18 protein-coding genes are annotated in these 25,159 nt (G+C 63.2%); 11 read left to right on the top strand and 7 right to left on the bottom strand.

The annotated features are described in order from the left end of the window. Positions 1-40: 40 nt before the first annotated feature. Genes VGC33_RS06495 through yeiP form a run of 3 tightly spaced genes read right to left on the bottom strand, consistent with a single transcriptional unit; the run spans position 41 to position 3,114 of the window. On the bottom strand, positions 41-1,021 hold the full coding sequence (locus VGC33_RS06495) for a CobW family GTP-binding protein (RefSeq protein ID WP_331119936.1): 981 nt from the start codon (positions 1,019-1,021) through the stop codon (positions 41-43). Next, positions 1,018-2,505 (bottom strand): mannitol dehydrogenase family protein, encoded by a 1,488-nt coding sequence (locus tag VGC33_RS06490; protein ID WP_331119935.1) that lies wholly within the window; start codon positions 2,503-2,505, stop codon positions 1,018-1,020. Before VGC33_RS06490 ends, VGC33_RS06495 begins: the two co-directional genes overlap by 4 nt. 36 nt (positions 2,506-2,541) lie before the next feature. Beyond that, positions 2,542-3,114: an elongation factor P-like protein YeiP gene (yeiP, locus tag VGC33_RS06485; protein ID WP_331119934.1), complete on the bottom strand. Its 573-nt coding sequence runs from the start codon at positions 3,112-3,114 to the stop codon at positions 2,542-2,544. Between the two features lie 644 nt (positions 3,115-3,758). On the opposite strand from yeiP, the gene fruB reads away from it, so the two are divergent. Genes fruB through fruA form a run of 3 tightly spaced genes read left to right on the top strand, consistent with a single transcriptional unit; the run spans position 3,759 to position 7,539 of the window. Beyond that, positions 3,759-4,892, top strand: coding sequence for a fused PTS fructose transporter subunit IIA/HPr protein (fruB, locus tag VGC33_RS06480; RefSeq protein ID WP_331119933.1), 1,134 nt, complete (start codon positions 3,759-3,761; stop codon positions 4,890-4,892). Continuing rightward, complete coding sequence (gene fruK / locus VGC33_RS06475; RefSeq protein ID WP_331119932.1) at positions 4,889-5,845, top strand: 1-phosphofructokinase; 957 nt, start codon at positions 4,889-4,891, stop codon at positions 5,843-5,845. The genes fruB and fruK overlap by 4 nt, the downstream gene beginning before the upstream one ends. After that, complete coding sequence (fruA, locus tag VGC33_RS06470) at positions 5,842-7,539, top strand: PTS fructose transporter subunit IIBC (RefSeq protein WP_331119931.1); 1,698 nt, start codon at positions 5,842-5,844, stop codon at positions 7,537-7,539. The genes fruK and fruA overlap by 4 nt, the downstream gene beginning before the upstream one ends. Before the next feature lie 92 nt (positions 7,540-7,631). Here fruA and narL read toward each other — a convergent pair whose 3' ends face one another. Further along, positions 7,632-8,282 carry a two-component system response regulator NarL gene (narL, locus tag VGC33_RS06465; RefSeq protein ID WP_331119930.1) on the bottom strand — a complete coding sequence of 217 codons (651 nt, stop codon included), beginning with the start codon at positions 8,280-8,282 and terminating at the stop codon, positions 7,632-7,634. A gap of 12 nt (positions 8,283-8,294) precedes the next feature. Beyond that, a complete protein-coding gene (gene narX, locus VGC33_RS06460; protein WP_331119948.1) occupies positions 8,295-10,118 on the bottom strand; it encodes a nitrate/nitrite two-component system sensor histidine kinase NarX in 1,824 nt (607 codons plus the stop codon). A 324-nt stretch (positions 10,119-10,442) separates the two neighbouring features. Between narX and VGC33_RS06455 the strand changes: the two genes are divergently transcribed. The 5 genes from VGC33_RS06455 (at position 10,443) to narI (ending at position 18,728) form a co-directional block, all read left to right on the top strand. Further along, entirely contained in the window at positions 10,443-11,864 is a 1,422-nt protein-coding gene (locus VGC33_RS06455; protein ID WP_331119929.1) for a NarK family nitrate/nitrite MFS transporter, read from the top strand. 85 nt (positions 11,865-11,949) lie between these two features. After that, entirely contained in the window at positions 11,950-15,732 is a 3,783-nt protein-coding gene (locus VGC33_RS06450; protein WP_331119928.1) for a nitrate reductase subunit alpha, read from the top strand. Next, on the top strand, positions 15,729-17,270 hold the full coding sequence (gene narH, locus VGC33_RS06445) for a nitrate reductase subunit beta (protein WP_331119927.1): 1,542 nt from the start codon (positions 15,729-15,731) through the stop codon (positions 17,268-17,270). Before VGC33_RS06450 ends, narH begins: the two co-directional genes overlap by 4 nt. Continuing rightward, positions 17,263-18,048, top strand: coding sequence for a nitrate reductase molybdenum cofactor assembly chaperone (gene narJ / locus VGC33_RS06440; RefSeq protein WP_331119926.1), 786 nt, complete (start codon positions 17,263-17,265; stop codon positions 18,046-18,048). The genes narH and narJ overlap by 8 nt, the downstream gene beginning before the upstream one ends. Before the next feature lie 2 nt (positions 18,049-18,050). Next, positions 18,051-18,728: a respiratory nitrate reductase subunit gamma gene (gene narI, locus VGC33_RS06435; RefSeq protein ID WP_331119925.1), complete on the top strand. Its 678-nt coding sequence runs from the start codon at positions 18,051-18,053 to the stop codon at positions 18,726-18,728. Here narI and nfo read toward each other — a convergent pair whose 3' ends face one another. Further along, on the bottom strand, positions 18,729-19,580 hold the full coding sequence (gene nfo / locus VGC33_RS06430) for a deoxyribonuclease IV (protein WP_331119924.1): 852 nt from the start codon (positions 19,578-19,580) through the stop codon (positions 18,729-18,731). It lies immediately after the preceding gene. Between the two features lie 74 nt (positions 19,581-19,654). Then, positions 19,655-20,686 carry a YeiH family protein gene (locus VGC33_RS06425; RefSeq protein ID WP_331119947.1) on the bottom strand — a complete coding sequence of 344 codons (1,032 nt, stop codon included), beginning with the start codon at positions 20,684-20,686 and terminating at the stop codon, positions 19,655-19,657. Between the two features lie 250 nt (positions 20,687-20,936). Between VGC33_RS06425 and yieE the strand changes: the two genes are divergently transcribed. From yieE to VGC33_RS06410, 3 genes are all read left to right on the top strand, one after another. Next, positions 20,937-21,821 carry a DNA-binding transcriptional regulator YeiE gene (gene yieE, locus VGC33_RS06420; protein ID WP_331119923.1) on the top strand — a complete coding sequence of 295 codons (885 nt, stop codon included), beginning with the start codon at positions 20,937-20,939 and terminating at the stop codon, positions 21,819-21,821. Between the two features lie 280 nt (positions 21,822-22,101). Then, entirely contained in the window at positions 22,102-23,607 is a 1,506-nt protein-coding gene (locus VGC33_RS06415) for an amino acid permease (RefSeq protein ID WP_331119922.1), read from the top strand. A 136-nt stretch (positions 23,608-23,743) separates the two neighbouring features. Beyond that, entirely contained in the window at positions 23,744-24,844 is a 1,101-nt protein-coding gene (locus VGC33_RS06410) for an oxidoreductase (protein ID WP_331119921.1), read from the top strand. Positions 24,845-25,159: the final 315 nt, after the last annotated feature.

Genomic DNA, 25,159 nt, shown 5'->3' with positions numbered 1-25,159 from the left:
ATAAACAAGCTACATGATTTAAATACTTATAGTAACCCTGCTAATTTAAACGAATCTTCAACAAGGCCGTTTGCAGCGCGTTCCAATCGGCGGGGCCGGGGTTTATCAGCTCAATCCGGCTGTCGGGCGGCGGCGCGGGCAGGGTCTCGATACGTAAATCCTGGCCCTGGCGATTGACCCGCAGCGTGCCCTCGGGGATGCGCGCCACGCCTTTGACGCGTTCCACCGGCGCCAGCCTGGCCCATTCCAGCAGGCCGACGGTATCGAAGGTGGTGGCGCCGTCAAAAATCCAGCCGCAGGACTGGTAACCCTGGCCATGGTTCAGCGCCCGGCGCCAGCCGGTATTGCCCGGCAGCCGCAGCGCTGCCAGCCCCGCCTTGGGCGCCGGTTGCCCGTGATGGTGGGCGCCATCGGGCAGTTCGCGCGCGTTCCGACGCGGCAGGTCGAGCAACGACGGCGGCACCCGGCCCTGGACGGCGTCGACCATCCGGCGCCCGCCGGCGTGCGCCGCGACCCATTCGGCCAGCAGCAGCCGATCCTGCGGGGTATAGCTGTCCTGCTTGTTGGCGATAATGACATCGGCGCAGGCCAGCTGATCGCGGAAATTCTCATTGTCGCGATAACGGGCGTCGCCGAGCTGGCGCGCGTCCAGCAGACACAGCGTGGCGCGCAGGGTCAGCCAGTTTTCATAAACCGGCGAGGTGAGCAGGGCGAGGATCTGCTTGGGATGGCCCAGTCCGGTCGGCTCTATCAGCAGCCGGTCGGGGGTATTGCGCTGTAACAGGGTGTTCAGCCCCACCTGCATCGGCAGGCCGTTAACACAGCACATGCAGCCGCCGGGAATTTCCTTGAGCACCGCGCCGCTGTCGGCCAGGATGGCGCCGTCGACGCCGATCTCGCCAAATTCATTGACCAGCACGGCCCAACGCTCGCCGGCCGGTTTATGCGCCAACAGATGCAGCAGGGTGGAGGTTTTTCCACTGCCGAGAAACCCGGTCACCAGGGTGGTCAGGGTGGTCATGGCCGGCCTTCGGGGCTAGGCGCCGCCGCGGCCACCGTCGCTTTGGCGCCGTCCCGGGCCAGAGCGAGATAAGCGCGGGTCACGGCGGCGGTAAAGGCGGGATTGACCGCCAGATCGGCGCCGAATACCGCGCGCAGCCCCAGCAGCGCCCGTACCCGCGGTTCGCCGTCGGGGCTGTGCTCCACGATGCGCCGCAGCTCGTCGCTCAGCGGATCGCGGATGTCGATGGGGGCGCCCAGATCGTCACGGCCGCCCACATAACGCATCCAGCCGGCGATGCCCAGCGCCAGCAGGGGATAGGCGCCGCCGTGGGCGATATGCCAGCGTACCGGGTCCAGCATGCGCTGCGGCAGTTTTTGCGTACTGTCCATGGCGATTTGCCAGGTGCGGTGTTTCAGCTGCGGATTGGCAAAGCGCGCCAGCAGCTGCGCGGCGTAGGCGGCCAGGTCCACTTCACCGGCGCCCAGGCGCAGGGTGGGCGCCTGTTCCCGCGCCATCATCGCCGCCACGGCGGCGCGGTAATGCGGGTCCGCCATGCAGTCGCTGACATGCGGGTAACCGGCCAGGTAGCCGAGCCAGGCCAGGAATGAATGGCTGCCGTTCAGCATGCGCAGCTTCATCTCTTCATAGGGGGCGACGTCCTGGACAAACTGGGCGCCCGCGTCCTGCCAGTCCGGCCGGCCGGCAACAAAATCATCCTCGATAACCCATTGGATAAAGGGTTCGCAGGCAATGGCGCAGGGATCAGCCACGCCGGTCAGGGCGGAAATTTCCGCCAGCTGGTCGTCGGTGACGGCGGGCACGATGCGATCGACCATGGTGGCCGGGAACGACACCTGCTCCGCTATCCAGGCCGCAAGCCGCGGGTCCCTGGCCTGCGCCAGGCCCAGCACCGCGCGCCGCAGCACATGGCCGTTGCCGGGAATGTTGTCGCACGACAGCAGGGTCAGCGGGGCCAGGCCGCGCGAGTAGCGCAGGCGCAGCGCCTCCACCAGGATACCCGGCACGGTGCCGGGCGCTTCGGGATGCAGGATATCCGCCTGGACGCGCGGATGGGAGCGGTCCAGTTCGCCGCTGCCCGGCTCGATGCAGTATCCTTTTTCGGTAATGGTCAGCGAGACGATGGCCACCTGCGGCTCGGCCAGTTTTTCCAGCACCGCGTCGATACCTTGGTCCGCCGCGATAACCGACTCGCGCACCGCGCCGATAATGTGCGCCTGCCTGCCGTTACCGTCTTTTTCCAGCACGGTAAACAAATGATCCTGGGCGCGCAGGGCCCGCAATAAACCGGCGCTGTGCAGGCCTACCTCGCAGATGCCCCAATCGCCGCCAACGCGGTTGAGCACCCGATCGGTCATGACCGCCTGATGGGCGCGGTGGAACGCGCCGAAGCCGATATGCACGATGCGGCTCTTAAGCAGCCCGCGATCGTAGCCGGGCCGCCGCACGCCGGCGGTTAAGGTCTGCGTGGCCAAATTCGCCATGATAATGCCTCCCGTCTGGTCGTGGGCCGATGGAGATCAGTCGGCGCGGCTCATATAGCGGCGTTCCGCCACGTGGATACGGATCTTCTCGCCGCTGTTGAGGTATTCCGGCACCGACACGGTCAGGCCGGTGCTCATCAGCGCCGGCTTGGTGCGGGCGCTGGCCGACGCGCCTTTAATGCCCGGCGTGGTTTCGACAATCTCCAGATCCACCGTTTGCGGCAACTCCAGCGCCAGCACCTGGCCTTCCAGGGTCAGCACCTGCATGCCGGGGATACCGCCTTCGGGTATAAAAAGCAGCTCGTCTTCTATCTGGTCTTTCTTGAACAGGTACGGGGTGTAATCCTCGTCGTCCATGAAGACATATTCCTCGCCGTCAATATAGGAAAAGGTGACCGAACGGCGCACCAAATTGATGGTCTCCAGGATATCGTCGCCCTTGAAGCGCTCTTCCACCTTCAGGCCGGTGCGAACGTCGGAAAAACGCATCTTATATAGCGTACTGGCCCCGCGCGCGCTCGGGCTCTGGATATCAATGTCTTTCACCAGCAGTAATTTACCGTTGTAATTTACCGCCATGCCGCGCTTAATTTCGTTTGCTCTAGCCATCAAAGTGGACCTGTTTAATTGTATCGGAGTCTATGGCGACACGTTACCGTTGCCCGGCCCTTCAGGCAAGAGGGAAAAGTGCGTGTCGCGGGGCAGCGGCGAATCTACATCACCCATGCGGGACATGCAATAACCGGCGCCGGCAATCATCGGCCGCGCCGCATAAATATCCTGGGCTACGCCTGGAAACCCACGCCGGAGATCCCGGCGCGTTTCTTCTGGGCAAGAATACCGCCTTACATCCGGTCCGGGGGCCATGCCCCGCCGCGGCTTCAGCCTCCTCGCCCGGCCTGCCCGCCCGACTTCAGCATATCCTACGCCTTCGGCGGAACACACCGCCTGATTGCCGCGCCGATAATCCCCTTCAGCACCGGCGGGGCGCGGCTGGAAAGCGCCTTCAGCACAACGTCAGCAAACGTCTGCGCAGACGGCGGTATCGGGCCTTTATCTTGATAAACTGTGCGGCGCTTCAAAGTTCCGAGATGAATAATAAGCCGGTGCTTGCATTCATTCACGCAACGTCGGAGACTTTATTGAAACGTTTCAGCGAAAGGGAACGGGTGAGAGGTCGGACGCACCCGTTTTGAGTCCCCATCAAAGCTGAATCGATTCACTAAACTTAATGTCAGGAAGCGAGGAAAGATATGTTTGATCTGTCATTAACAGATATACATCTCGGCGCCCAAGCGCAGGGCAAGCAGGAGGCCATCGCCCAGGTCGCCGCCGCCATGACGCGGGCGGGTTACGTCGGCGCCGGTTATGTGGACGGCATGATGGCGCGCGAACAGCAGACATCCACCTTTTTGGGCAACGGCATCGCCATCCCGCACGGCACCACCGATACCCGCGACCTGGTGCTGAACACCGGCGTGCAGGTGTTCCAGTTTCCCCAGGGAATCGACTGGGGCGGAGACCAGACCGCCTATGTGGTGATCGGCATCGCCGCGCGCTCCGATGAACACCTTGCGCTGCTGCGCCAGCTTACCCATGTGTTAAGCGACGAAGCCCTGGCGGCGCGCCTTGCCGCCACCACTTCGGCCGAAGAGCTGCGCGCCGCGCTGACCGGCGAGCGGCAACCGGCGCCGTTTCTGTTCGATATTTCCCTGATGGCGCTGGACGTGCCCGCCGGCGACCTGATCACCCTGAAGGCGCTCAATGCCGGCCGGCTGCAGTTGGCAGGCGCGGTGGACGCCGGCTTTGTCAGCGACGTGATAAGCGGCCGCCCGCTGCATCTGGGGCAGGGCGTCTGGCTGAACGATAGCACGCGCGGCAACCTCGCCAGCGCCGTGGCGCTCAGCCGCCCGGCGACGGCGTTTGACGAAAATGGCGACAGCGTGGCGCTGCTGATAACCGTCGCCATGGTGGACGACCGACCGCTTGACGTGCTGAACGTCATCGGCGATCTGCTGCTGGCGGGCGAAGCATCCCGTCTGCTGAACGCCGACGCGCCCAGCCTGCTGGCCCTGCTCAGCGGCGAGGCGGCGGCGTCGGATGCGGTATTGAGCGCTGAGTTCGTGGTGCGCAATGAGCACGGGCTGCATGCCCGTCCCGGCACCGCCCTGGTGAATGTGATCAAACAGTTCAACAGCGCGATTACCGTTACCAATCTGGATGGTTCCGGCAAACCGGCCAACGGGCGCAGCCTGATGAAGGTGGTGGCCCTGGGCGTGAAGTCCGGTCACCGGCTGCGCGTTACCGCTGAAGGCGCTGACGCCGAACAGGCGCTGCAAGCCATCGGCGCGGCGATTGCCTCGGGACTCGGGGAGGGCGCGGCATGAGCAGACGCGTAGCCACCATCACGCTGAACCCGGCTTACGACCTGGTCGGCTATTGCCCCGAGATTGAACGCGGTGAGGTCAACCTGGTGCAAACCACCGGACTGCACGCGGCGGGAAAAGGGATAAACGTTGCCAAGGTGCTGAAGGATCTGGGGATCGACGTTACCGTCGGCGGCTTCCTGGGCAAGGAAAACCAGGACGGTTTTCAACTGCTGTTCAGCGATCTGGGCATTGCCAACCGTTTCCAGGTGGTACAGGGGCGCACCCGCATCAATGTCAAGCTGACTGAAAAGCAAGGGGACGTAACCGATTTCAATTTTTCCGGCTTTAACGTCACGCCGCAGGACTGGGATCGGTTTGTCAACGACTCGCTGACCTGGCTGGGGCAGTTCGATATGGTGGCGGTCAGCGGCAGCCTGCCGGCGGGCGTGCCGCCTGAAGCGTTTACCGAATGGATGATCAAGTTGCGCAGCCATTGCCCCTGCATTATTTTCGACAGCAGCCGCGAGGCGCTGGTGGCCGGGCTGAAAGCCGCGCCCTGGCTGGTCAAGCCCAACCGGCGCGAGCTGGAAATCTGGGCCGGACGCAAGCTGCCCACCCTGGCCGATGTGGTGGTGGCGGCCCATGCGCTGCGCGAACAGGGCATCGCCCATGTGGTGATTTCGCTGGGCGCCGAAGGCGCGCTCTGGGTCAACGCCTCGGGCGCCTGGCTTGCCAAGCCGCCGACCTGTGAAGTGGTCAGTACCGTCGGTGCCGGCGATTCCATGGTCGGCGGCCTGATTTACGGCCTGCTGATGCGTGAATCCAGTGAACATACGTTACGCCTGGCCACCGCCGTGGCGGCTTTGGCGGTCAGCCAGAGCAATGTCGGCATCACCGATCGGCCGCAGTTGGCCGCCATGATGGCCCGAGTGGATTTAAAACCCTTTAATGACCCGTTGGAGGCACAATGAAAACGCTGCTGATTATAGACAGCTCACTGGGGCAGGCAAGAAGCCATCTGGTGAAAAAAATAGTGGTCGACGCCGCGCCGAAAGCGGGTTTGACCCTGGTTGACGCCGCCGCCGACGCCGAACTGGTGGTGGTGGTGGGCGGCCTTTCCCCGGATGCCGCCCTTAACGGCAAACAGGTCTTTATCGGCGAGCCGTCCCAGGCCGCCAGCCGGCCGGAGGATTTCCTCGCCCGCGCCAAAACCGAGGCCAGCGTCTATCAGGCGCCGGCTGAAACCGCGCCCGCGGCGACGCTTGCCGCGGCCGGACCCAAACGGCTGGTGGCCATTACCGCCTGCCCGACCGGCGTGGCGCACACGTATATGGCGGCGGAAGCCATCGACGGCGAGGCCAAAAAGCGCGGCTGGTGGGTGAAGGTGGAAACCCGCGGTTCGGTGGGGGCGGGCAACGCCATTACCGACGAGGAAGTCCGGCAGGCGGACCTGGTGATCGTGGCCGCCGATATCGAAGTGGACCTGAGCAAGTTTGCCGGCAAGCCGATGTATCGCACCAGCACCGGCCTGGCGCTGAAAAAAACCGCCCAGGAACTGGATAAGGCCGTGGTTGAGGCCAAGCTGTACCAACCCTCGGCCCAGGACCGCAACAGCGACGCCGGCGAGACGAAAAAAACCTCTCCCGGCCCGTATCGCCATTTGCTGACCGGCGTTTCCTATATGCTGCCGATGGTGGTGGCCGGCGGCCTGTGTATCGCCTTATCCTTTATTTTCGGCATCCACGCCGCCGAGCAGCCGGGCACCCTGGCCGCGGCGCTGATGCAAATCGGCGGTAAATCGGCGTTTGCCCTGATGGTGCCGGTGCTGGCGGGCTTTATCGCCTTCTCCATCGCCGATCGTCCGGGACTGACGCCGGGCCTGGTGGGCGGCATGCTGGCGGTCAGCACCGGCGCCGGTTTTATCGGCGGCATAATCGCCGGTTTCCTGGCCGGCTATGTGGCCAGGTTTATCAGCACCAAACTGCCGCTGCCGCAAAGCATGGCGGCGCTCAAGCCGATACTTATCATTCCGCTCATCGCCAGTCTGGTGACCGGTCTGGTGATGATCTACGTGGTGGGCACGCCGGTGGCCAAGATCCTGACCGGGCTGACCGGCTGGCTGCAATCCATGGGCACCGCCAACGCCGTACTGCTGGGGGCCATCCTCGGCGGCATGATGTGCAGCGATATGGGCGGGCCGATAAACAAAGCCGCCTACGCTTTTGGCGTCGCCCTGCTCAGTACGCAGACCTATGCGCCGATGGCGGCGATCATGGCCGCCGGCATGGTGCCGCCGCTGGGCATCGCGGTCGCCACCCTGCTGGCGCGCAATAAATTCGATAAACCGGAACGCGAGGCCGGCAAGGCCGCGTTTGTTCTCGGGCTGTGCTTTATCTCCGAAGGGGCGATACCCTTCGCCGCCCGCGATCCGTTCCGGGTTATCCCGCTGTCGATGATCTCCGGCGCCGTTACCGGCGCGCTGTCGATGTTCTTCGGCGCCAAGCTGATGGCGCCGCACGGCGGCATGTTCGTGCTGCTGATCCCGGGCGCCATTACGCCGGTTATCAGTTACCTGATTGCCATCGCGGCCGGCACCCTGCTGCTCGGCGTGATGTATTCGGTACTGAAACGCCCGGACGCCGAACTGGCGAAAGCGCTGGCGTAACCTGCGCCGGCGAACCCCACGCCCGCCCGGGGCGAGGGGTGTTGTATGTCCCGCGCGCCAAGCCGCGCGGAACATGTCATGTCCACACCACATCAGAAGACCTTGCTTTGCAGCGCCCACACGGCCGCCTCCACCCGTGACTTCAGCCCCATTTTTTTCAGCAGATGCTTTACATGGACCTTAACGGTGCTTTCGCTGATATCGAGCCTGCGGGCGATGGTTTTATTGGGCAAACCGTGGGCAATCAGCTTCAGGATATCGCGCTCGCGCGGCGTCAGCCGCCCGATATCCCGCGCGCCGCCGGGGCGCTCCTGGCGCAGACCGGCCGCCAGCACCGGCATCAACGCCTCGCTTAATACCATCCTGCCCGCCGCGGCCTGGCGAATGGCCACCAGCAGATCCTCCGGCTCCATATCTTTCAGCAGGTAACCGTCGGCGCCGCGCTTAAGGGCGGTAATCACATCGTCCTCATGGTCCGAGACGCTAAACACCACGATTCGCCCGGAAAGGGGGAGCCGGCGCAGGCGGTCCAGCGTATCCAGCCCGCTCATGCCCGGCATCTTTAAATCCAGCAGGATCAAATCCGGATCCAGGGTTTCGGCCAGCAGCAGCCCCTGCTCGCCGCCGGCGGCCTCGGCGACCACCGTCAGGCCGGGGTCCATGCCGATCAGCTGGCGCACGCCGCTGCGCAGCATCGGGTGATCGTCAATCAGTAAAATAGTGGCGACATCGTGTTCGCTCATGATCTGTTCCTGTTATGGGGAGAGTGCCGGTTGCCGCGGCACGGAGACCCGCACCTCGGCGCCGCCGCCGGGGAGGTTTGCCACCCGGCAGTATCCCTGCAGGCTGTTGGCGCGATCCTGCATGATAACCAGGCCGTAATGATGCTGGCGCGGGTATTCATCCGGCAGGCCGCAACCGTTGTCGCGGATGCTGAGCACCAGCGCGTCCGCCTCCAGGCCGGCGGAAACCTCCACCCGGCTGGCGCCGGCGTGTTTGACAATATTGGTTAATGCTTCGCGCGCGATCTGCGTCAGGTGGATGATCTGATGGGACGAGACGGCTTGCGCCGGTAGCCGGTAGCTGAAATCAATGGCGAACCCCAGCCGGGCCGAAAATTCCGCCACCGTGGTTTGCAGCGCGGCGCGCAGTCCCGGCTCGGTCTGGCTCAGGCGAAAGGTGGTCAGCAGTTCGCGCAGCTGGCGATAGGCGGTATTAAGCTCGTCGCGCATCTGCTGCATCAGCAACTGGTTTTCAGGCGTGGCGTCCTTATTCTGCATTTGCAGCACGCCTATTTGCAGCTTCAGGCAGGAGAGCGACTGGGCGATGCTGTCGTGCAGCTCGCCGGCGATGGCCGTGCGCTCCGCCATCAGCAACAGCTGTTGCTGATGCCCGGCCTGACGCTCCAGCGCCAGGGTACTGGTCAGCTGTTCGACCAGCGTGGCCACCAGCCGCCGCTGCGGATCGTTCATCCTTTGGCGCGACGGGTAATGCGCCAGCATCACACCGTATCGGCCTAATTTATCATGCAGGTTCCAGCCAAGCTGCTCTGCTCCGGCTTCATCCGGGCCGGGCGCCGGCGGCGGGCGGGCCGTATCGGCGGAGGTCGTCCCGTCCGCCGCCGAATCGGTCCTCTCGGCAACCGGTGGCGTCCCTGTCGGCCGGGCGCCGTTCAGGCCGGGGTCGCAATCGTTTTCATACAGCCGGATCCGGATCTCCCGCAGCGGGGTCAGGGTCTGTAATTCCTCCAGCACCGGCCGCAGGCGAGCGGGCAAGGGCGTGCCGGTATGCAGCTGCCGGCTGGCGCGGTAGAGAAAATCGAGCACGCGGTTTTTTTGCCGCAGATCGGCGGTGCTGTCGGCGACCCGCTGTTCCAGTTCGGCATATATCTGCGACAGCGACTGCGACATGCTGTTCAGGGTCAGGCCCAGTTGGTCCATTTCGTGATATCCGACCGCGTCCGCGCCGGCCGGCAGCGGGTAACGCTGGCTGAAGTCGCCGCGGCTCACCGCCCTGGCCTGGTTAAGCAGGCGCCGCCAGGGGCGCAGCAGACGGCGGCGCAGATAAAGAATGGTGCCGGTCAGCACCAGCAGGGTCAGGACAATGACGATTTTCTGCACCAGGGCCACCAGGGCCAGCCGGTGCTCGGTACTGCGATCGAGATCCGATACCAGCGCATCCAGCCGGCGCACAAATTCGGCCACGCCCCGGGCGGCATCCTCAGGACGCCGCGCCTGCAGCAGCAGCGGCTTAAGCTGGGTCCGCCAGTGATCGCGCAGCGCCTGGTACCGCGAGGTCAGGCCTTCGCGCTTCACCGGCAGCAGCAGATCGTCGCTGAGCTGATCGCGCTCCAGCTCGGCGATCAAGGGGTCGCCGCCCTGGGCCAGCGGCACGCGCGACAGCAGCCGGTAGCTTTGCATCCGCAGCGACCCGGCCATATTTATGGCATGGGCGTTGCCTTGCATGCTTTGCGCCATCCATAACGACAGGCTCATGCCGCCGATGCCCACGATGCCGGACAGCAGCATCAGCAGCGCGACCTGCTGAACGATGGATAACGGCGCAAACGGCGATTTCATCATAAGGCGGTGTTCCCGGATCAAGGGCGGGCGGGGGCGGACAGGGTTATTGTTCCCGATCCCCGGCATTAACCCTATACCCCTTTAGGAGTACCCACAAATAGCCGGAAGCGGGACGGGGATAATCCCTTTAGCGCAGCGCGGATTATAACCCGATGAATCATAGGGTTTTGGCAAAAAAAAAGCGCTACTTATTAATGATAAGGCCGGCGGGAAGGCCCCCCGGCTAACGCATTATCCCTTGATTTGCGTCAACTCCGGCCGGCTCGACCTTGCCTAGGGTGGCGAATATAACAACAAATTCCCTACCTGTCCGAGGTCTTTATGACATTACTTTCCCGCTCAGCCGGACCACGCCGCCCGGGTGCCGCTATAGAGGATTGGCAACCGGAACAGCCGGAATTCTGGCGCACCCGGGGCCAGCCGGTGGCCCGCCGCAATCTCTGCATCTCCATTTATTGCCTGCTGCTGTCGTTTTGCGTCTGGATGCTGTTCAGCGCGGTGGCGGTCAACCTGAATAAAGTGGGATTTGATTTTTCCACCGATCGGCTGTTTTTGCTTACCGCGCTGCCGGCGGTGTCGGGCGCCATCCTGCGGGTGCCGTACTCCTTTATGGTGCCGCTGGTGGGCGGCCGGCGCTGGACGGCCGCCAGCACGCTATTCCTGGTAATCCCCTGCCTGTGGCTGGGCGTGGCGGTACAGGATCCGCAGACGCCCTACGGCGTGTTTATCACCATCGCCCTGCTGTGCGGTTTCGCCGGCGCCAATTTTGCCTCCAGCATGGCCAATATCAGCTTCTTTTTCCCCAAGGCCCGCCAGGGCGGGGCGTTGGGGCTGAACGGCGGCATGGGCAACCTGGGTGTCAGCGTCATGCAGCTGGCGGCGCCGCTGGTTATCTCCACGTCGCTGTTTGCCCTGTTCGGCGGCACCGGTCATGCGCTGGCGGACGGCAGCCGGCTATTTCTGGAAAACGCCGCCTGGATCTGGGTGCCGTTGCTGCTGGTTGCCGCCGTGGCGGCCTGGTTCGGCATGAACGATCTGGCCACCGCCAAAGCCTCGCTGCGCAAGCAAATGGTGGTGCTTAAGCGCGGCCATATGTGGATCCTAAGCTTACTTTACCTGGCGACCTTCGGCTCGTTTATTGGTTTTTCCGCCGGTTTCGCCATGCTTGCGAAAACCCAGTTTCCCGAGGCGCAGATCCTGCACTATGCCTTTTTCGGTCCGCTGCTTGGCGCGCTGGCGCGATCGGCCGGCGGGGCATTGTCCGATCGCCTGGGGGGCATCCGCGTCACCCTGGTCAACTTTGTGCTGATGGCCCTGTTTGCCGGACTTTTGTTCCTGACCCTACCGTCGGCCGGGCAAGGCGGCTCGTTCGTCGCCTTTTTCGCCGTGTTTATGCTGTTGTTCCTGACGGCGGGCCTGGGCAGCGGCTCCACGTTCCAGATGATCGCGGTGATCCTGCGCAAGCTGACACTGGATCGGGTCAAGTCCCGGGGCGGCAAAGACGAGGAGGCGCAGCGCGAAGCGGTCACCGAATCCGCCGCCTCGCTGGGCTTTATTTCGGCCATTGGCGCGGCGGGCGGCTTTTTCATTCCCCAGGCTTTCGGCACTTCGCTGGCCCTGACCGGCTCGCCGGCGGGCGCGATGAAAGTGTTCCTGGTGTTTTATGTGGTGTGCGTGCTGGTCACGTGGCTGGTCTACGGCCGCAATATCAATCGCGGTATGGCGACCAAAAAACCGCGCTGACGGCCGTTTGCCTGGGCGCCGCGCGCCGCCCAGGTCCGAAAGTTGACCGCAGGTCCCGCGTGGCCTGCCTTGCAGGAGAACACCGATGAGCCATTTTCTCGACCGGTTCCGCTATTTTAAACAACTGGATAAACCCTTTGCCGACGGGCATGGCCAGGCGATGAACACCAATCGCGACTGGGAGGAAGGCTACCGCAGCCGCTGGCAGCATGACAAGGTCGTGCGTTCAACCCATGGGGTAAACTGCACCGGTTCGTGCAGCTGGAAAATTTATGTCAAAAGCGGGTTGGTCACCTGGGAAACCCAGCAGACCGATTATCCGCGCACCCGCCCCGACCTGCCCAACCATGAGCCGCGCGGCTGCCCCAGGGGGGCGAGCTACTCCTGGTATCTCTACAGCGCCAACCGGCTGAAGTACCCGCTGATGCGCAAGCTGCTGATCACCCGGTGGCGCGAGGCCCGCGCCCGGCACGCCGATCCGGTGGATGCCTGGGCGGCCATCATGGGCGACGCGGCGGCCACCCAAGGCTATAAACAGGCGCGCGGGCGCGGCGGTTTCGTCCGCTCCAACTGGGACGAGGTGAATGAGCTTATCGCCGCCGCCAATGTCTATACCGCCAAGACCTACGGTCCGGATCGCATTGTCGGCTTTTCGCCGATCCCGGCCATGTCGATGATTTCCTACGCCGCCGGCGCGCGCTATCTGTCGCTGATAGGCGGGGTCTGCCTGAGTTTTTACGACTGGTATTGCGACCTGCCGCCGGCCTCGCCGATGACCTGGGGCGAGCAAACCGACGTGCCGGAATCCGCCGACTGGTATAACTCGTCCTTTATTATCGCCTGGGGTTCCAACGTGCCGCAAACCCGTACCCCGGATGCCCACTTTTTTACCGAAGCCCGCTACAAAGGCACCAAGACCGTGGCGGTAACGCCCGACTACGCCGAAATCGCCAAGCTGTGCGACCAGTGGCTTAGCCCGAAACAGGGCACCGACAGCGCCATGGCGCTGGCGATGGGCCATGTGATTTTGCGTGAGTTCTACCTTCTCCGGCAGAGCGATTATTTTCTGGATTATGTCAGGCGCTACAGCGATCTGCCGATGCTGGTGATGCTCGAACCCCGGCCGGAGGGTTATTACGCCGCCGGCCGCCTGCTGCGCGCCGCCGATTTGGTGGACGGCCTGGGGCAGGACAACAATCCGCAGTGGAAGACCGTCGCCATCGATGAAAACACCGGCGATCTGACGGCGCCGCAGGGATCTATCGGCTTTCGCTGGGGCGAACAGGGCAAATGGAACCTGGAGCAGCGCGACGGCGACAGCCGGCGGGAGGTAAAACTCCAGCTCAGCCTGCTGGGCAACCACGACCGGGTGGTGGAGGTGGGATTCCCGTATTTCGGCGGCGCCCCGAGCGAGCATTTTAGCCCGGTGCCGCTCAACGACATCCTGTTGCATAAACTGCCGGTCAGGCGCCTGGTATTGGCCGGCGGCGGCGAGGCGCTGGTGACCAGCATCTACGATTTGATGCTGGCCAACTATGGTCTCGATCGCGGCCTGGACGACGACAACTGTGCGCGGGATTACGACGATATCAAGGCCTATACCCCGGCCTGGGCGGAAAAAATCACCGGCGTGTCGCGGCACAATATCGCCCGCATCGCCCGCGAGTTCGCGGATAACGCCGATAAAACCCACGGCCGCTCGATGATTATCGTCGGCGCCGGGCTGAACCACTGGTATCACATGGACATGAGCTATCGCGGGCTGATTAACATGCTGGTGTTCTGCGGCTGCGTGGGCCAGAGCGGCGGCGGTTGGGCGCACTACGTCGGCCAGGAAAAACTGCGGCCGCAGACCGGTTGGCTGCCGCTGGCGTTCGGCCTGGACTGGCAGCGTCCGCCGCGCCATATGAACGGCACCTCGTTTTTTTATAACCACTCCAGCCAATGGCGCTATGAGACCCTGGCGCCGCAGGAACTGCTGTCGCCGCTGGCGGACCCGGCGCGTTTTAGCGGCAGCCTGATCGACTTTAACGTGCGCGCCGAGCGTATGGGCTGGCTGCCCTCCGCGCCGCAGCTCAACGTCAACCCGCTGCATATCGCGGCCAAGGCCCGGGACGCCGGCCTGTCGCCGGTGGACTATACGGTGGCGGGCCTGAAAAGCGGCGCGCTGCGTTTTGCCGCCGAGCAGCCCGACGCGCCGCAGAATTACCCGCGCAACCTGTTTGTCTGGCGCTCCAACCTGCTTGGCTCGTCCGGCAAGGGCCATGAATATATGCTCAAATACCTGCTGGGCACCGAAAACGGCATCCAGGGCGAGGATCTGGGCCGCCAGGGCGGCATCATGCCGGAAGAGGTGGAATGGCGGGAGCAGGGCGGCGAAGGCAAGCTGGATCTGGTGGTGACCCTGGATTTCCGCATGTCCAGCACCTGCCTGTATTCCGATATCGTGCTGCCCACCGCCACCTGGTATGAAAAGGACGATCTCAACACCTCCGATATGCACCCCTTTATCCATCCGCTGTCGGCGGCGGTGGACCCGGCCTGGGATTCTAAAAGCGATTGGGAAATCTATAAAGGCATCGCCGGGGCGTTTTCACGCGTTTGCCAGGGGCATCTGGGCCTGGAAACCGATGTGGTGACCCTGCCCATCCAGCATGATTCCGCCGCCGAGCTGGCGCAGCCGCTGGGGGTCGAGGACTGGAAAAAAGGCGAGTGCGAGCTGATCCCGGGCAAGACCGCGCCGCATATCCTGGTGGTGGAGCGGGACTATCCGAATACCTATGAGCGGTTTACCTCGCTGGGTCCGTTGCTGGACAAGCTCGGCAACGGCGGCAAGGGCATCGGCTGGAACACCCAGGTGGAAATTGATTTCCTGAAAAAACTCAACCTGACCAAAACCGGGGGCGCCGCCGCCGGCCGTCCGAATATCAATACCGCCATCGACGCCGCCGAGGTGATCCTGTCACTGGCGCCGGAGACCAACGGCCAGGTGGCGGTAAAAGCCTGGGCGGCGCTGGGGGTCCTGACCGGGCGCGATCATCGTCATCTGGCGTTGAACAAGGAAGACGAGAAGATTCGTTTTCGCGATGTGCAGGCCCAGCCGCGTAAAATCATCAGCAGCCCCACCTGGTCGGGGCTGGAGGATGAACATGTCTCCTACAGCGCCGGGTATACCAATGTGCATGAGCTGATCCCCTGGCGCACGCTTTCCGGTCGCCAACAGCTGTATCAGGATCATGAATGGATGCGCGCCTTTGGCGAAAGCCTGCTGGTTTACCGCCCGCCCATCGATACCCGCGCCGCCGCGCCGTTGCTTCACGCCAAACCCAACGGCAATCCGGAAAAAGCGCTGAATTTCCTCACGCCGCATCAGAAATGGGGCATTCATTCCACCTTCAGCGACAATCTGCTGATGCTGACCCTGTCGCGCGGCGGGCCGATTGTCTGGCTGAGCGAAGACGACGCCCGCGAGCTGGGCATCATTGATAATGACTGGATCGAGGCTTTCAACGCCAACGGGGCGCTGATTGCCCGCGCGGTTGTCAGCCAGCGCGTGCCGGCCGGCATGACCATGATGTACCACGCCCAGGAGCGCATCGTGAATATTCCCGGCTCGGAAATTACCGGCCAGCGCGGCGGTATCCATAACTCGGTCACCCGCGTCTGTCCCAAACCCACCCATATGATCGGCGGTTATGCCCAGTTGGCCTATGGCTTTAATTATTACGGCACCGTCGGCTCCAACCGCGACGAGTTCGTGGTGGTACGCAAAATGGACCGCATCGACTGGCTGGACGGCGAACATAACGATGATGTCCAGGGCAACGAGCTCGCCGGCACGCACGGCCGGCAGGAGAAAGCACAATGAAAATCCGTTCCCAGGTCGGCATGGTCCTCAACCTCGACAAATGCATCGGCTGCCATACCTGCTCTGTGACCTGCAAAAACGTCTGGACCAGTCGCGAAGGCATGGAATACGCCTGGTTTAACAATGTGGAAAGCAAACCGGGCATCGGCTACCCCCACGCCTGGGAGGATCAGGATAAATGGCGGGGCGGCTGGATCCGTAAAATCAACGGCAGGCTGCAGCCGCGCATGGGCGGCCGGGTAGGCGTGCTGGCGAAAATCTTCGCCAATCCCCACGCGCCTGAAATCGACGATTATTATGAACCCTTTGATTACGACTACCAGCATCTGCACACCGCGGCGGCGGGCAAGCATCAGCCCGTCGCGCGTCCCCGTTCGCTGATAACCGGCCGGCGGATGAAAAAAATCACCGGCGGCCCCAACTGGGAGGAGATCCTCGGCGGCGAATTCGAGCACCGCGCCAGGGACAAGAACTTCGAGCATATGCAAACGGCCATGTACGGCCAGTTTGAACACACCTTCATGATGTATCTGCCCCGCCTGTGCGAGCACTGTCTGAATCCCGCCTGCGTGGCCACCTGCCCGAGCGGGGCCATCTACAAGCGCGAAGAGGACGGTATCGTGCTTATCGATCAGGAACGCTGCCGGGGCTGGCGCATGTGCCTGACCGGCTGCCCCTATAAAAAAATCTACTTTAACTGGAAAAGCGGCAAATCGGAAAAATGCATTTTCTGTTATCCGCGCATCGAGGCCGGCCAGCCCACGGTCTGCTCGGAAACCTGCGTTGGGCGCATCCGCTACCTGGGCGTGCTGCTGTACGATGCCGATCGGATAGCGCAGGCCGCCGCCGCCGAACAGGAGCGGGATCTATACCAAAGCCAGCTGGATATCTTCCTCGACCCCCACGATCCGGCGGTAATGGCGCAGGCGCTGGCCGACGGTATTCCCCAGGGGGTGATCGAGGCGGCGCAACAATCGCCGGTGTACAAGCTGGCCATGGACTGGAAGCTGGCGCTGCCGCTGCATCCGGAATACCGCACGCTGCCGATGGTCTGGTATGTGCCGCCGCTGTCGCCTATCCAGTCCGCCGACGACGCGGGCGCCTTGCCGCACAGCGGCGTGTTGCCGGACGTGGAAAGCCTGCGCATCCCGGTGCAATACCTGGCCAACCTGCTCACCGCCGGCGACACCGCGCCGGTGCTGCTGGCGCTGCGCCGCCTGCTGGCGATGCGTCACTATAAGCGGGCGGAAACCGTCGAGGGCCGGGTGGATACCAGCGCGCTGGAACAGGTCGGCCTGTCAGAGGCCCAGGCGCGGGAAATGTACCGTTACCTGGCCATCGCCAACTATGAAGATCGCTTTGTCGTCCCCTCCAGCCACCGTGAACTGGCCCGCGACGCGTTCCCGGAAAGCAAGGGCTGCGGTTTCAGCTTTGGCGACGGCTGCCACGGCAGCGACACCCGCTTTAATCTGTTTAACAGCAAACGCATCGACGCCATTGATGTCAGCGTAAAAACCGGCGGCACCCCTCATGATTAGCCTGAAGATTATCGGACGTTTACTGGATTACCCGGACCCGTCGCTGTGGGCCGCCGGGGAGGAACTGAACGCGGCGCTGGGCGCGGCCGGGGAATTAACCGTGCAACAGGCGGCGCGCCTTACCGGGTTTATCGACGGTTTTTGCGCCCAGCCGCTGCTGGACGCGCAGGAGGCGTACTGCGATCTGTTCGATCGCGGCCGCGCCACCTCGCTGCTGCTGTTCGAGCATGTGCATGGCGAATCGCGCGATCGCGGCCAGGCGATGGTCGATTTGCTGGCGCAGTACCGGGCGGCCGGGCTGGAGCTGGACAGCCGCGAACTGCCGGATTTCCTGCCGCTCTACCTGGAATATCTGTCCAGTCGCGCGCCGGCCCCGGCCCGGGAGGGTCTGGCGGATATCGCGCCCATCCTGGCGCTGCTCGGCGCCCGGCTGCGGGCGCGATCGAACGATTACGCCCTGTTGTTCGATGTGCTGCTGGAACTATCCGGTAGTGAACTGCGCGGCGCCAGTCTGGATGACAACGTGGCCCGCGAGGCGAGGGACGATACCCCGGCTGCGCTGGACGCGGTCTGGGAGGAGGAGCAGGTCAAATTCCTCGCCCCGCCGGACTGCGCCAGCGGCGAACAGGCGCGTCACCAGCGCCGTTTTGCCGGCGCGGTGGTCCCGCAGTTTCTGAGCAGTGATTTCAGCACCGATCCCGGCCCGGGGCGCCGCCCCGCGAACCGCGACGATCCGGTTGGCGCGCCCCGCCGCGCCGCCGATAAGAAAGGAGACTAGCCATGTCGTTTCTCAATCTGTTCTTTTTTGATATCTATCCCTATGTGGCCGGCACCATTTTCCTGGTCGGCAGTTGGCTGCGCTACGACTATGGCCAGTACAGCTGGCGCGCCGGCTCCAGCCAGATGCTGGACAAAAAGGGCATGCGCCTGGCGTCCAACCTGTTCCATATCGGCATCCTGGGCATATTTTTCGGGCATTTTTTCGGCCTGCTGACGCCGCACTGGGTCTATGAGCCGTTTTTGTCGGTGGCGCTAAAGCAAAAAATGGCGATGGGGGCGGGCGGGATCTGCGGGATCCTGACCCTGGTGGGCGGCGGCCTGCTGCTGAAACGCCGGCTGCTGAATCCGCGCATCCGCGCCACCTCAAGCGTGGGGGATATCATGATCCTGACGCTGCTGGTGGTCCAGGTGATCCTCGGCCTGCTTACCATCCCGGTGTCCGGCCGGCATATGGACGGCACGGAGATGATGAAGCTGGTCGGCTGGGCGCAGGCGGTGGTTACCTTCCACCCCGGCGCGTCGGCGCATCTGGCGGGGGTGGCGGCCATCTACCGCCTGCATATGATTCTGGGCATGACGATATTCGTGCTGTTTCCGTTCTGCCGGCTGGTGCATATCTGGAGCGCCCCGGTGGAGTACCTGACGCGGCGCTACCAGGTGGTGCGCAACCGGCGGTGATCATGCCCGGTCCGGGTCCAGGGATTTCAGCCAGGCGATTTCCTGCGCCCAGATTTCCGGCTCGACGGTTTCCAGGATCATGGGGATATCGTTAAATCGCTTATCGGCCATGATCCAGGCGAACGCGGTCTTGCCGATATTGCCTTCCCCCAGGCTGTGGTGGCGGTCCACCCGGCTGTTGAACGCGCTTTTGGCGTCGTTGAGATGCATGCCGCGCAGGTAGGAAAAGCCGACGATATGCTCAAACTGGCTGAAGGTATGACGGCAGGCGTCCTCGGTGCGCAGGTCGTAACCGGCGGCAAAGGCATGGCAGGTGTCGATGCATACGCCCACCCGGCTTTTATCCTCCACGCCGTCGATAATCGCCGCCAGATGTTCAAAACGAAAGCCCATGTTGCTGCCCTGGCCGGCGGTGTTTTCGATCACCGCCGTCACCCCCCGGGTGCGCTCCAGCGCCAGGTTAATCGACTCGGCGATGCGCGCCAGGCATTTATCCTCGTCGATTTGCTGCAAATGGCTGCCGGGATGGAAATTCAGCCGCGTCAGCCCCAGTTGCTGGCAGCGCGTCAACTCGTCGATAAAGGCGTCGCGTGATTTTTCCAGCGCGTCCGCCACCGGATGTCCCAGGTTAATCAGGTAGCTGTCGTGGGGCAGGATATGGTCGGGGGAAAAATGATATTCCGCGCAGGCCGCGCGGAATTTTTCGCAATCCTCCTCGCTCAGTTCCGCCGCTTTCCACTGCCGCTGGTTTTTGGTAAACAGCGCAAACGCCGTCGCGTCCAGTTCGTGGGCGCGGACAACCGCCTGGTCCGCGCCGCCCGCCGCGCTTACATGGGCACCTATATACTTCATGTCTTCTCCTTTTTGACGTTATTATCGCACCGATAATGCCGCTAAAACGTCCGTAAGGGAAAAAAACATCTGTATCAGGACATCAGGCGCTGTACGGCGGTGTTCACCAGGGCGCCGCCCGCCATCAGCCAGACAAACAACATCAGCGCCAGCAGCAGCGGCCGCAGGCCGGCGCGTTTGAGCGCCCCGATATGCGTGGTCAGCCCCAGGGCGGCCATCGCCATGGCCAGCAGCCAGGTATCAACGGTGGTGACGGCCGCGATAAGCCGCGGCGGCAACAGCTGCAACGAGTTGACGCCGGCCACCGCGATAAATCCCAGGGCAAACCAGGGGAAGGCTATCGGGGCGCCGGCCGCGTTACGGCCACCCGGCGCGCGCCGCCGCAGCCAGGCCGACAGCAGCAGCAAAAACGGCGCCAGCAGCATCACCCGGATCATTTTGCTTATCACCGCCGCATTTTCCGCCTCCGGTCCGATGGCATGTCCGGCCGCCACCACCTGCGCCACCTCGTGCAGGGTGGATCCGGTATAAATGCCGAACGCGGTGGCGCTGACGGCCTGCCAATGATAATGCGCGTTCAGCGCAAACAGCGCCGGATAAATAAAGATGGCGGCGGTGCCGAACAGCACCACCGTCGCCACCGCCACGGCCGCTTTATCCGCGTCCGCCTTCAACACCGGCGCGGTGGCCAGCACCGCCGCCGCGCCGCAGATGCCGCTGCCGGCGCCGATAAGCATGGCGGTATCCCGGTCCAGCCCCAGCATCCGGCATCCCAGCAGGCAGGCCAGCAGAAAGGTCGAGGACAGCATCAGCACATCGATAACCACCCCGGTGGCGCCGATGTCGCCGATTTGCTGGAACGTCAGGCGAAAGCCGTAGAGGATAATGCCCAGGCGCAGCAGGCGCTGCTTGGCGAACTGCACGCCGGGGTCGCAATGGTGATGCCAGGACGGTGTTATGATATTGCCCAGCGCCATGCCCGCCAGTATCGCCAGCGTCAGCGCGCCGAGGCCCAGGCCGGCGACGGCGGGCAGGGCACCGGCGCGCACCGCCGGCAGCGCGATGGCCGCCGTCAGCAGCAGGCCGGCCAGGTAGCCCCCGGCCATGCGGCCGGGACGCGTGAGGGAGTCGTGGTGCACATGCAGCGAAATCATCAGGAAAGTCTCCATGACTGATGCGATAAACGCTCATTCGCAGTGAAGAGGTGAGCGATGGCAAGTTAAGCGATTAACCGTGGCGCGAGAAAGAATCTGCGTAAAACAGGATAATAGTCGCTGGTATAAAAGAGAAATTGATTATATGTTTATAACCTATCGTTATTAGTGGTTAATCGCCACGCCAAGGATATCGCCCCTGATGCACATCACCCTGCGCCAGCTTGAAGTCTTTACCGAGGTGGTTAAAAGCGGATCCACCATCCAGGCCGCCCTGGAGCTGGCGTTGTCCCAGTCCGCCGTCAGCGCGGCGCTGACCGAGCTGGAAAGCCAGCTGAACCTGCAGCTGTTCGACCGGGTGGGCAAACGGCTGGCAATCAATGAGCACGGCCGCCTGCTGTATCCCAAGGCGGTGGCGCTGCTTGAGCGGATGATGGAAATCGAGCAATTATTCCACGGCGGCAACGGCGCGCTGCGGTTGTTCGCCAGCAGCACCATCGGCAACTATATCCTGCCGGAACTGATTGCCGGCTATCGCCGCGATTACCCCGACACCTCACTGGAACTGCAGGTGGGCAACAGCCAGGATGTGGTGAACGCGGTGATTGATTTTCGCGTCGACCTGGGGCTGATTGAAGGGCCGAGCCACAATCCGGAACTGGTGACCCAGCCCTGGCTGCAGGACGAACTGGTGGCGTTTGCCGCGCCGGATAATCCGCTGGCCGGGCGCCCGCTGGCGCTGGCCGAGCTGGCCGGCGCGCCGTGGATCCTGCGCGAGCAGGGCTCGGGCACCCGGGAAATCGTTGATTACCTGCTGCTGGCCCGGCTGCCGAGCTTCCAGCCGGTGATGGAGCTTGGCAACTCGGAGGCCATCAAGCACGCGGTGCGCCACGGCTTGGGCATCAGTTGCCTGTCGCGGCGGGTCGTGGCGGAAGCGCTGGCGCTCGGCACCCTGGTCACGCTGGATCTGCCGTTGCCGCCTCTGATGCGCACGCTTTACCTGGTGCATCATCGGCAAAAACACCTTTCCCAGGCCCTGGCCCGCTTCCAGGAGTACTGCCGCCGCTTCGACGTCCGCGCGCGCTGAGCCTATGGCAACATCGGTGCCCGCTCCTGGTTGCGCTAGCCCGGCGGCGCTGTCGCCGCCACCCGTGATGGGCGGCATTTCCAACCGGAAAACGGGCTGTTTGCGGCGCTTTCGCGCGCCTCAGGCGCCGGACGTGGCAAATAACACTGATGTGATGCGGTGACGCTTATAATTCACCGCCGATTATGAAGGTCTCTAATAACCGGCGCGTTGCGCTATATCCCGGCGCCCGATTTGCTACAATCCGCCCTTGATTTTTGTCCGGACAGATTAAACCACCATGCTGCAAAACCGCATCGAACCCCAGGCCGCACCGGGCCTGCGGCGTGAACTGAAAGCGCGCCACCTGACCATGATCGCCATCGGCGGCTCCATCGGCACCGGGCTGTTCGTCGCCTCGGGGGCGACCATCTCCCAGGCGGGTCCCGGCGGCGCGTTGTTATCCTATATCCTGATAGGCCTGATGGTGTATTTCCTGATGACCAGCCTGGGCGAACTGGCGGCCTATATGCCGGTCTCCGGCTCCTTCGCCACCTACGGCGCGCGCTACGTCGAGGAAGGGTTCGGCTTCGCGCTGGGCTGGAACTACTGGTACAACTGGGCGGTGACCATCGCCGTCGATCTGGTGGCCTCGCAGCTGGTGATGAACTATTGGTTCCCCACGGTGCCCGGCTGGATCTGGAGCGCCATATTCCTGGCCATCATGTTTTTGCTTAACGCCATTTCAGTCAAGGGCTTCGGCGAGGCCGAATATTGGTTTTCGCTGATCAAAGTGGTCACGGTGGTGATATTTATCGCCGTGGGCGTGCTGATGATTGCCGGTATCCTGCGCGGCGGGGAAGGCGCGGGCTGGCATAACTGGCAGGTGGGGGACGCGCCGTTCGCCGGCGGGTTCCCGGCGATGATCGGGGTGGCGATGATTGTCGGCTTCTCCTTCCAGGGTACCGAGCTTATCGGCGTCGCCGCCGGCGAATCCGCCGATCCGGGCAAGAATATCCCGCGCGCGGTGCGCCAGGTGTTTTGGCGCATCCTGCTGTTTTACGTGCTGGCCATCCTGATTATCAGCCTGATCATTCCCTATACCGACCCGAACCTGCTGCGCAACGACGTCAAGGATATTACCGTCAGTCCGTTTACGCTGGTGTTTCGCAACGCCGGCCTGCTCTCGGCCGCCGCCGTGATGAACGCGGTCATTCTCACCGCCGTGCTCTCGGCCGGCAATTCCGGCATGTATGCCTCCACCCGCATGCTGTATATGCTGGCCTGCGAAGGCAAGGCGCCGAAGATTTTCGCCCGCTTATCCAGGGGAGGGGTGCCGCGCAACGCGCTCTACCTGACCACCATCATGGCCGGCCTGTGCTTTTTAACCTCGATGTACGGCAACCAGACCGTCTATTTATGGCTGCTCAACACCTCGGGCATGACCGGATTCATCGCCTGGCTGGGCATCGCCATCAGCCATTACCGTTTTCGGCGCGGTTACATCATCCAGGGCCGCAAACTCGCCGATCTGCCGTATATCTCGGGTTTTTTCCCGCTGGGGCCGATCTTTGCCTTTGTGCTGTGCCTGATGATAACGCTTGGCCAAAACTACCAGGCGTTTTTGCAGGATCGCATCGATTGGTACGGCGTCACCGCCACCTATATCGGCATCCCGCTGTTCCTGGTTATCTGGCTGGGCTACAAATGGAGCCACGGCTCGCGCCTGGTGCCCTACGGTGAGATGATATTTCCCGACCGGCCCGCTGTCGCCGATCGCCACGACGACGACGCACGGGCTTTATAGCGCGATCGGCTTTCCATATGCTGAAAAAATGCTTAATCATTGCCCCGTTAGCCCATAAGATAATCTTTTCTTTTCAGCGCGGGGCGGGGCGATGACGCACGTTGGCCCGTCGCGCTCATTTTTTACAGGCCAAGGCATGTCATACGCAATCCGTGTACAGGTTTCTCCCGATAATTATTATTCCTACCCTGGCGCCATCGAACAACTGGCGCAATTTTATCCTGCGGACGTGCTGGAAAACGCGGTCTGGATTTATGGCGAACGGGCGCTGGCGGCGGCGCGCGCCTACCTGCCTGCGTCCTTTGACGCCCCGGGCGCGGTGCGCATCGGGTTTTCCGGCCATTGCAGCGAGCGCGACGTGGCGGAGCTGGCGCGCCGGGCCGGCGGCGATCGCCGGGTGGTGATAGGCGTCGGCGGCGGGGCGGTGCTGGATACCGCCAAGGTGGTGGCGAGGCGCCTGGGGATCCCGCTGGTGGCGATACCCACCATCGCCGCCACCTGCGCGGCCTGGACGCCGCTGTCGGTCTGGTATAACGACGCCGGGCAGGCCCTGCGCTTTGAAATCTTCCCCGACGCCAACCACCTGGTGCTGGTGGAGCCGCGCATCATCCTGGCGGCGCCGAAAGCCTACCTGCTGGCGGGCATCGGCGACACGCTGGCGAAATGGTATGAGGCGGTGGTGCTCAGCCCCGAACCGGAAAAACTGCCGCTCACGGTACGTCTGGGGCTCCAGACCGCGCTGGCGGCGCGCGATGTGCTGCTTAACCAAAGCGCCGCCGCGCTCGCGGCGCTGGACCGTGGCGATCTTAGCCAGGATTTTCTCGACGTTGTGGACGCCATCATCGCGGCCGGCGGCATGGTGGGCGGCCTGGGCGAACGCTACACCCGCGTGGCGGCCGCGCACGCGGTCCATAACGGCTTAACCGCGCTGCCCGCCACCGCGCCCTTTTTACACGGCACCAAAGTGGCCTACGGCATCCTGGTCCAGTGCGCCCTGCTGGGACAACATGACACCCTGCGCGCGCTAAGCGCCGCCTGGGGCCGCTTCGGCCTGCCGACATCCCTGGCGGCGCTGCGCGTGGATATTAACGACCGCGACGCCGTCGGCCGGATAATCGACCGCACCCTCCAGCCGGGCGAATCCATCCACCTGGTGCCGATAGCCCTCAACGACGCCATCCTGCTGCAGGCGCTGCGCGACGTGGAGGCTGTCGCCGCCGGCGCCACCCGGGGATAAGGCCGCATCCCGCGGGGGGTTCGCCTGCGGCGGGCGATATGTCACAACGGTGGGGTTTCGCTTGCCATGCGATTGGCGGATTTAGGTGGTGCCGGATGCCGGCGCACTCTATGCCGGCACAAGGTCAACACCATCGTCTGCAAGAAAATGGATTTTTTGGGTTTTGCGCGGTATGGGCGTACCGGGAACAATTCTCATGGCTTGATGGCTGCGCTCATGTATTAGCATATGTTTGCATGGCTGCATGACCGACTATTCGCCGGCTACTGGTTTAAATGCCGCGCATGGAAGCGCAAATGATCCTCGATAAAGCTG

The organism is Acerihabitans sp. (assembly GCF_036398755.1).
In the GTDB taxonomy this organism is placed as follows: Bacteria; Pseudomonadota; Gammaproteobacteria; order Enterobacterales; family Enterobacteriaceae; genus Acerihabitans.
Note: the sequence above shows the minus strand (reverse complement) of the source record. Positions and strands in the feature narration are given on the sequence as shown.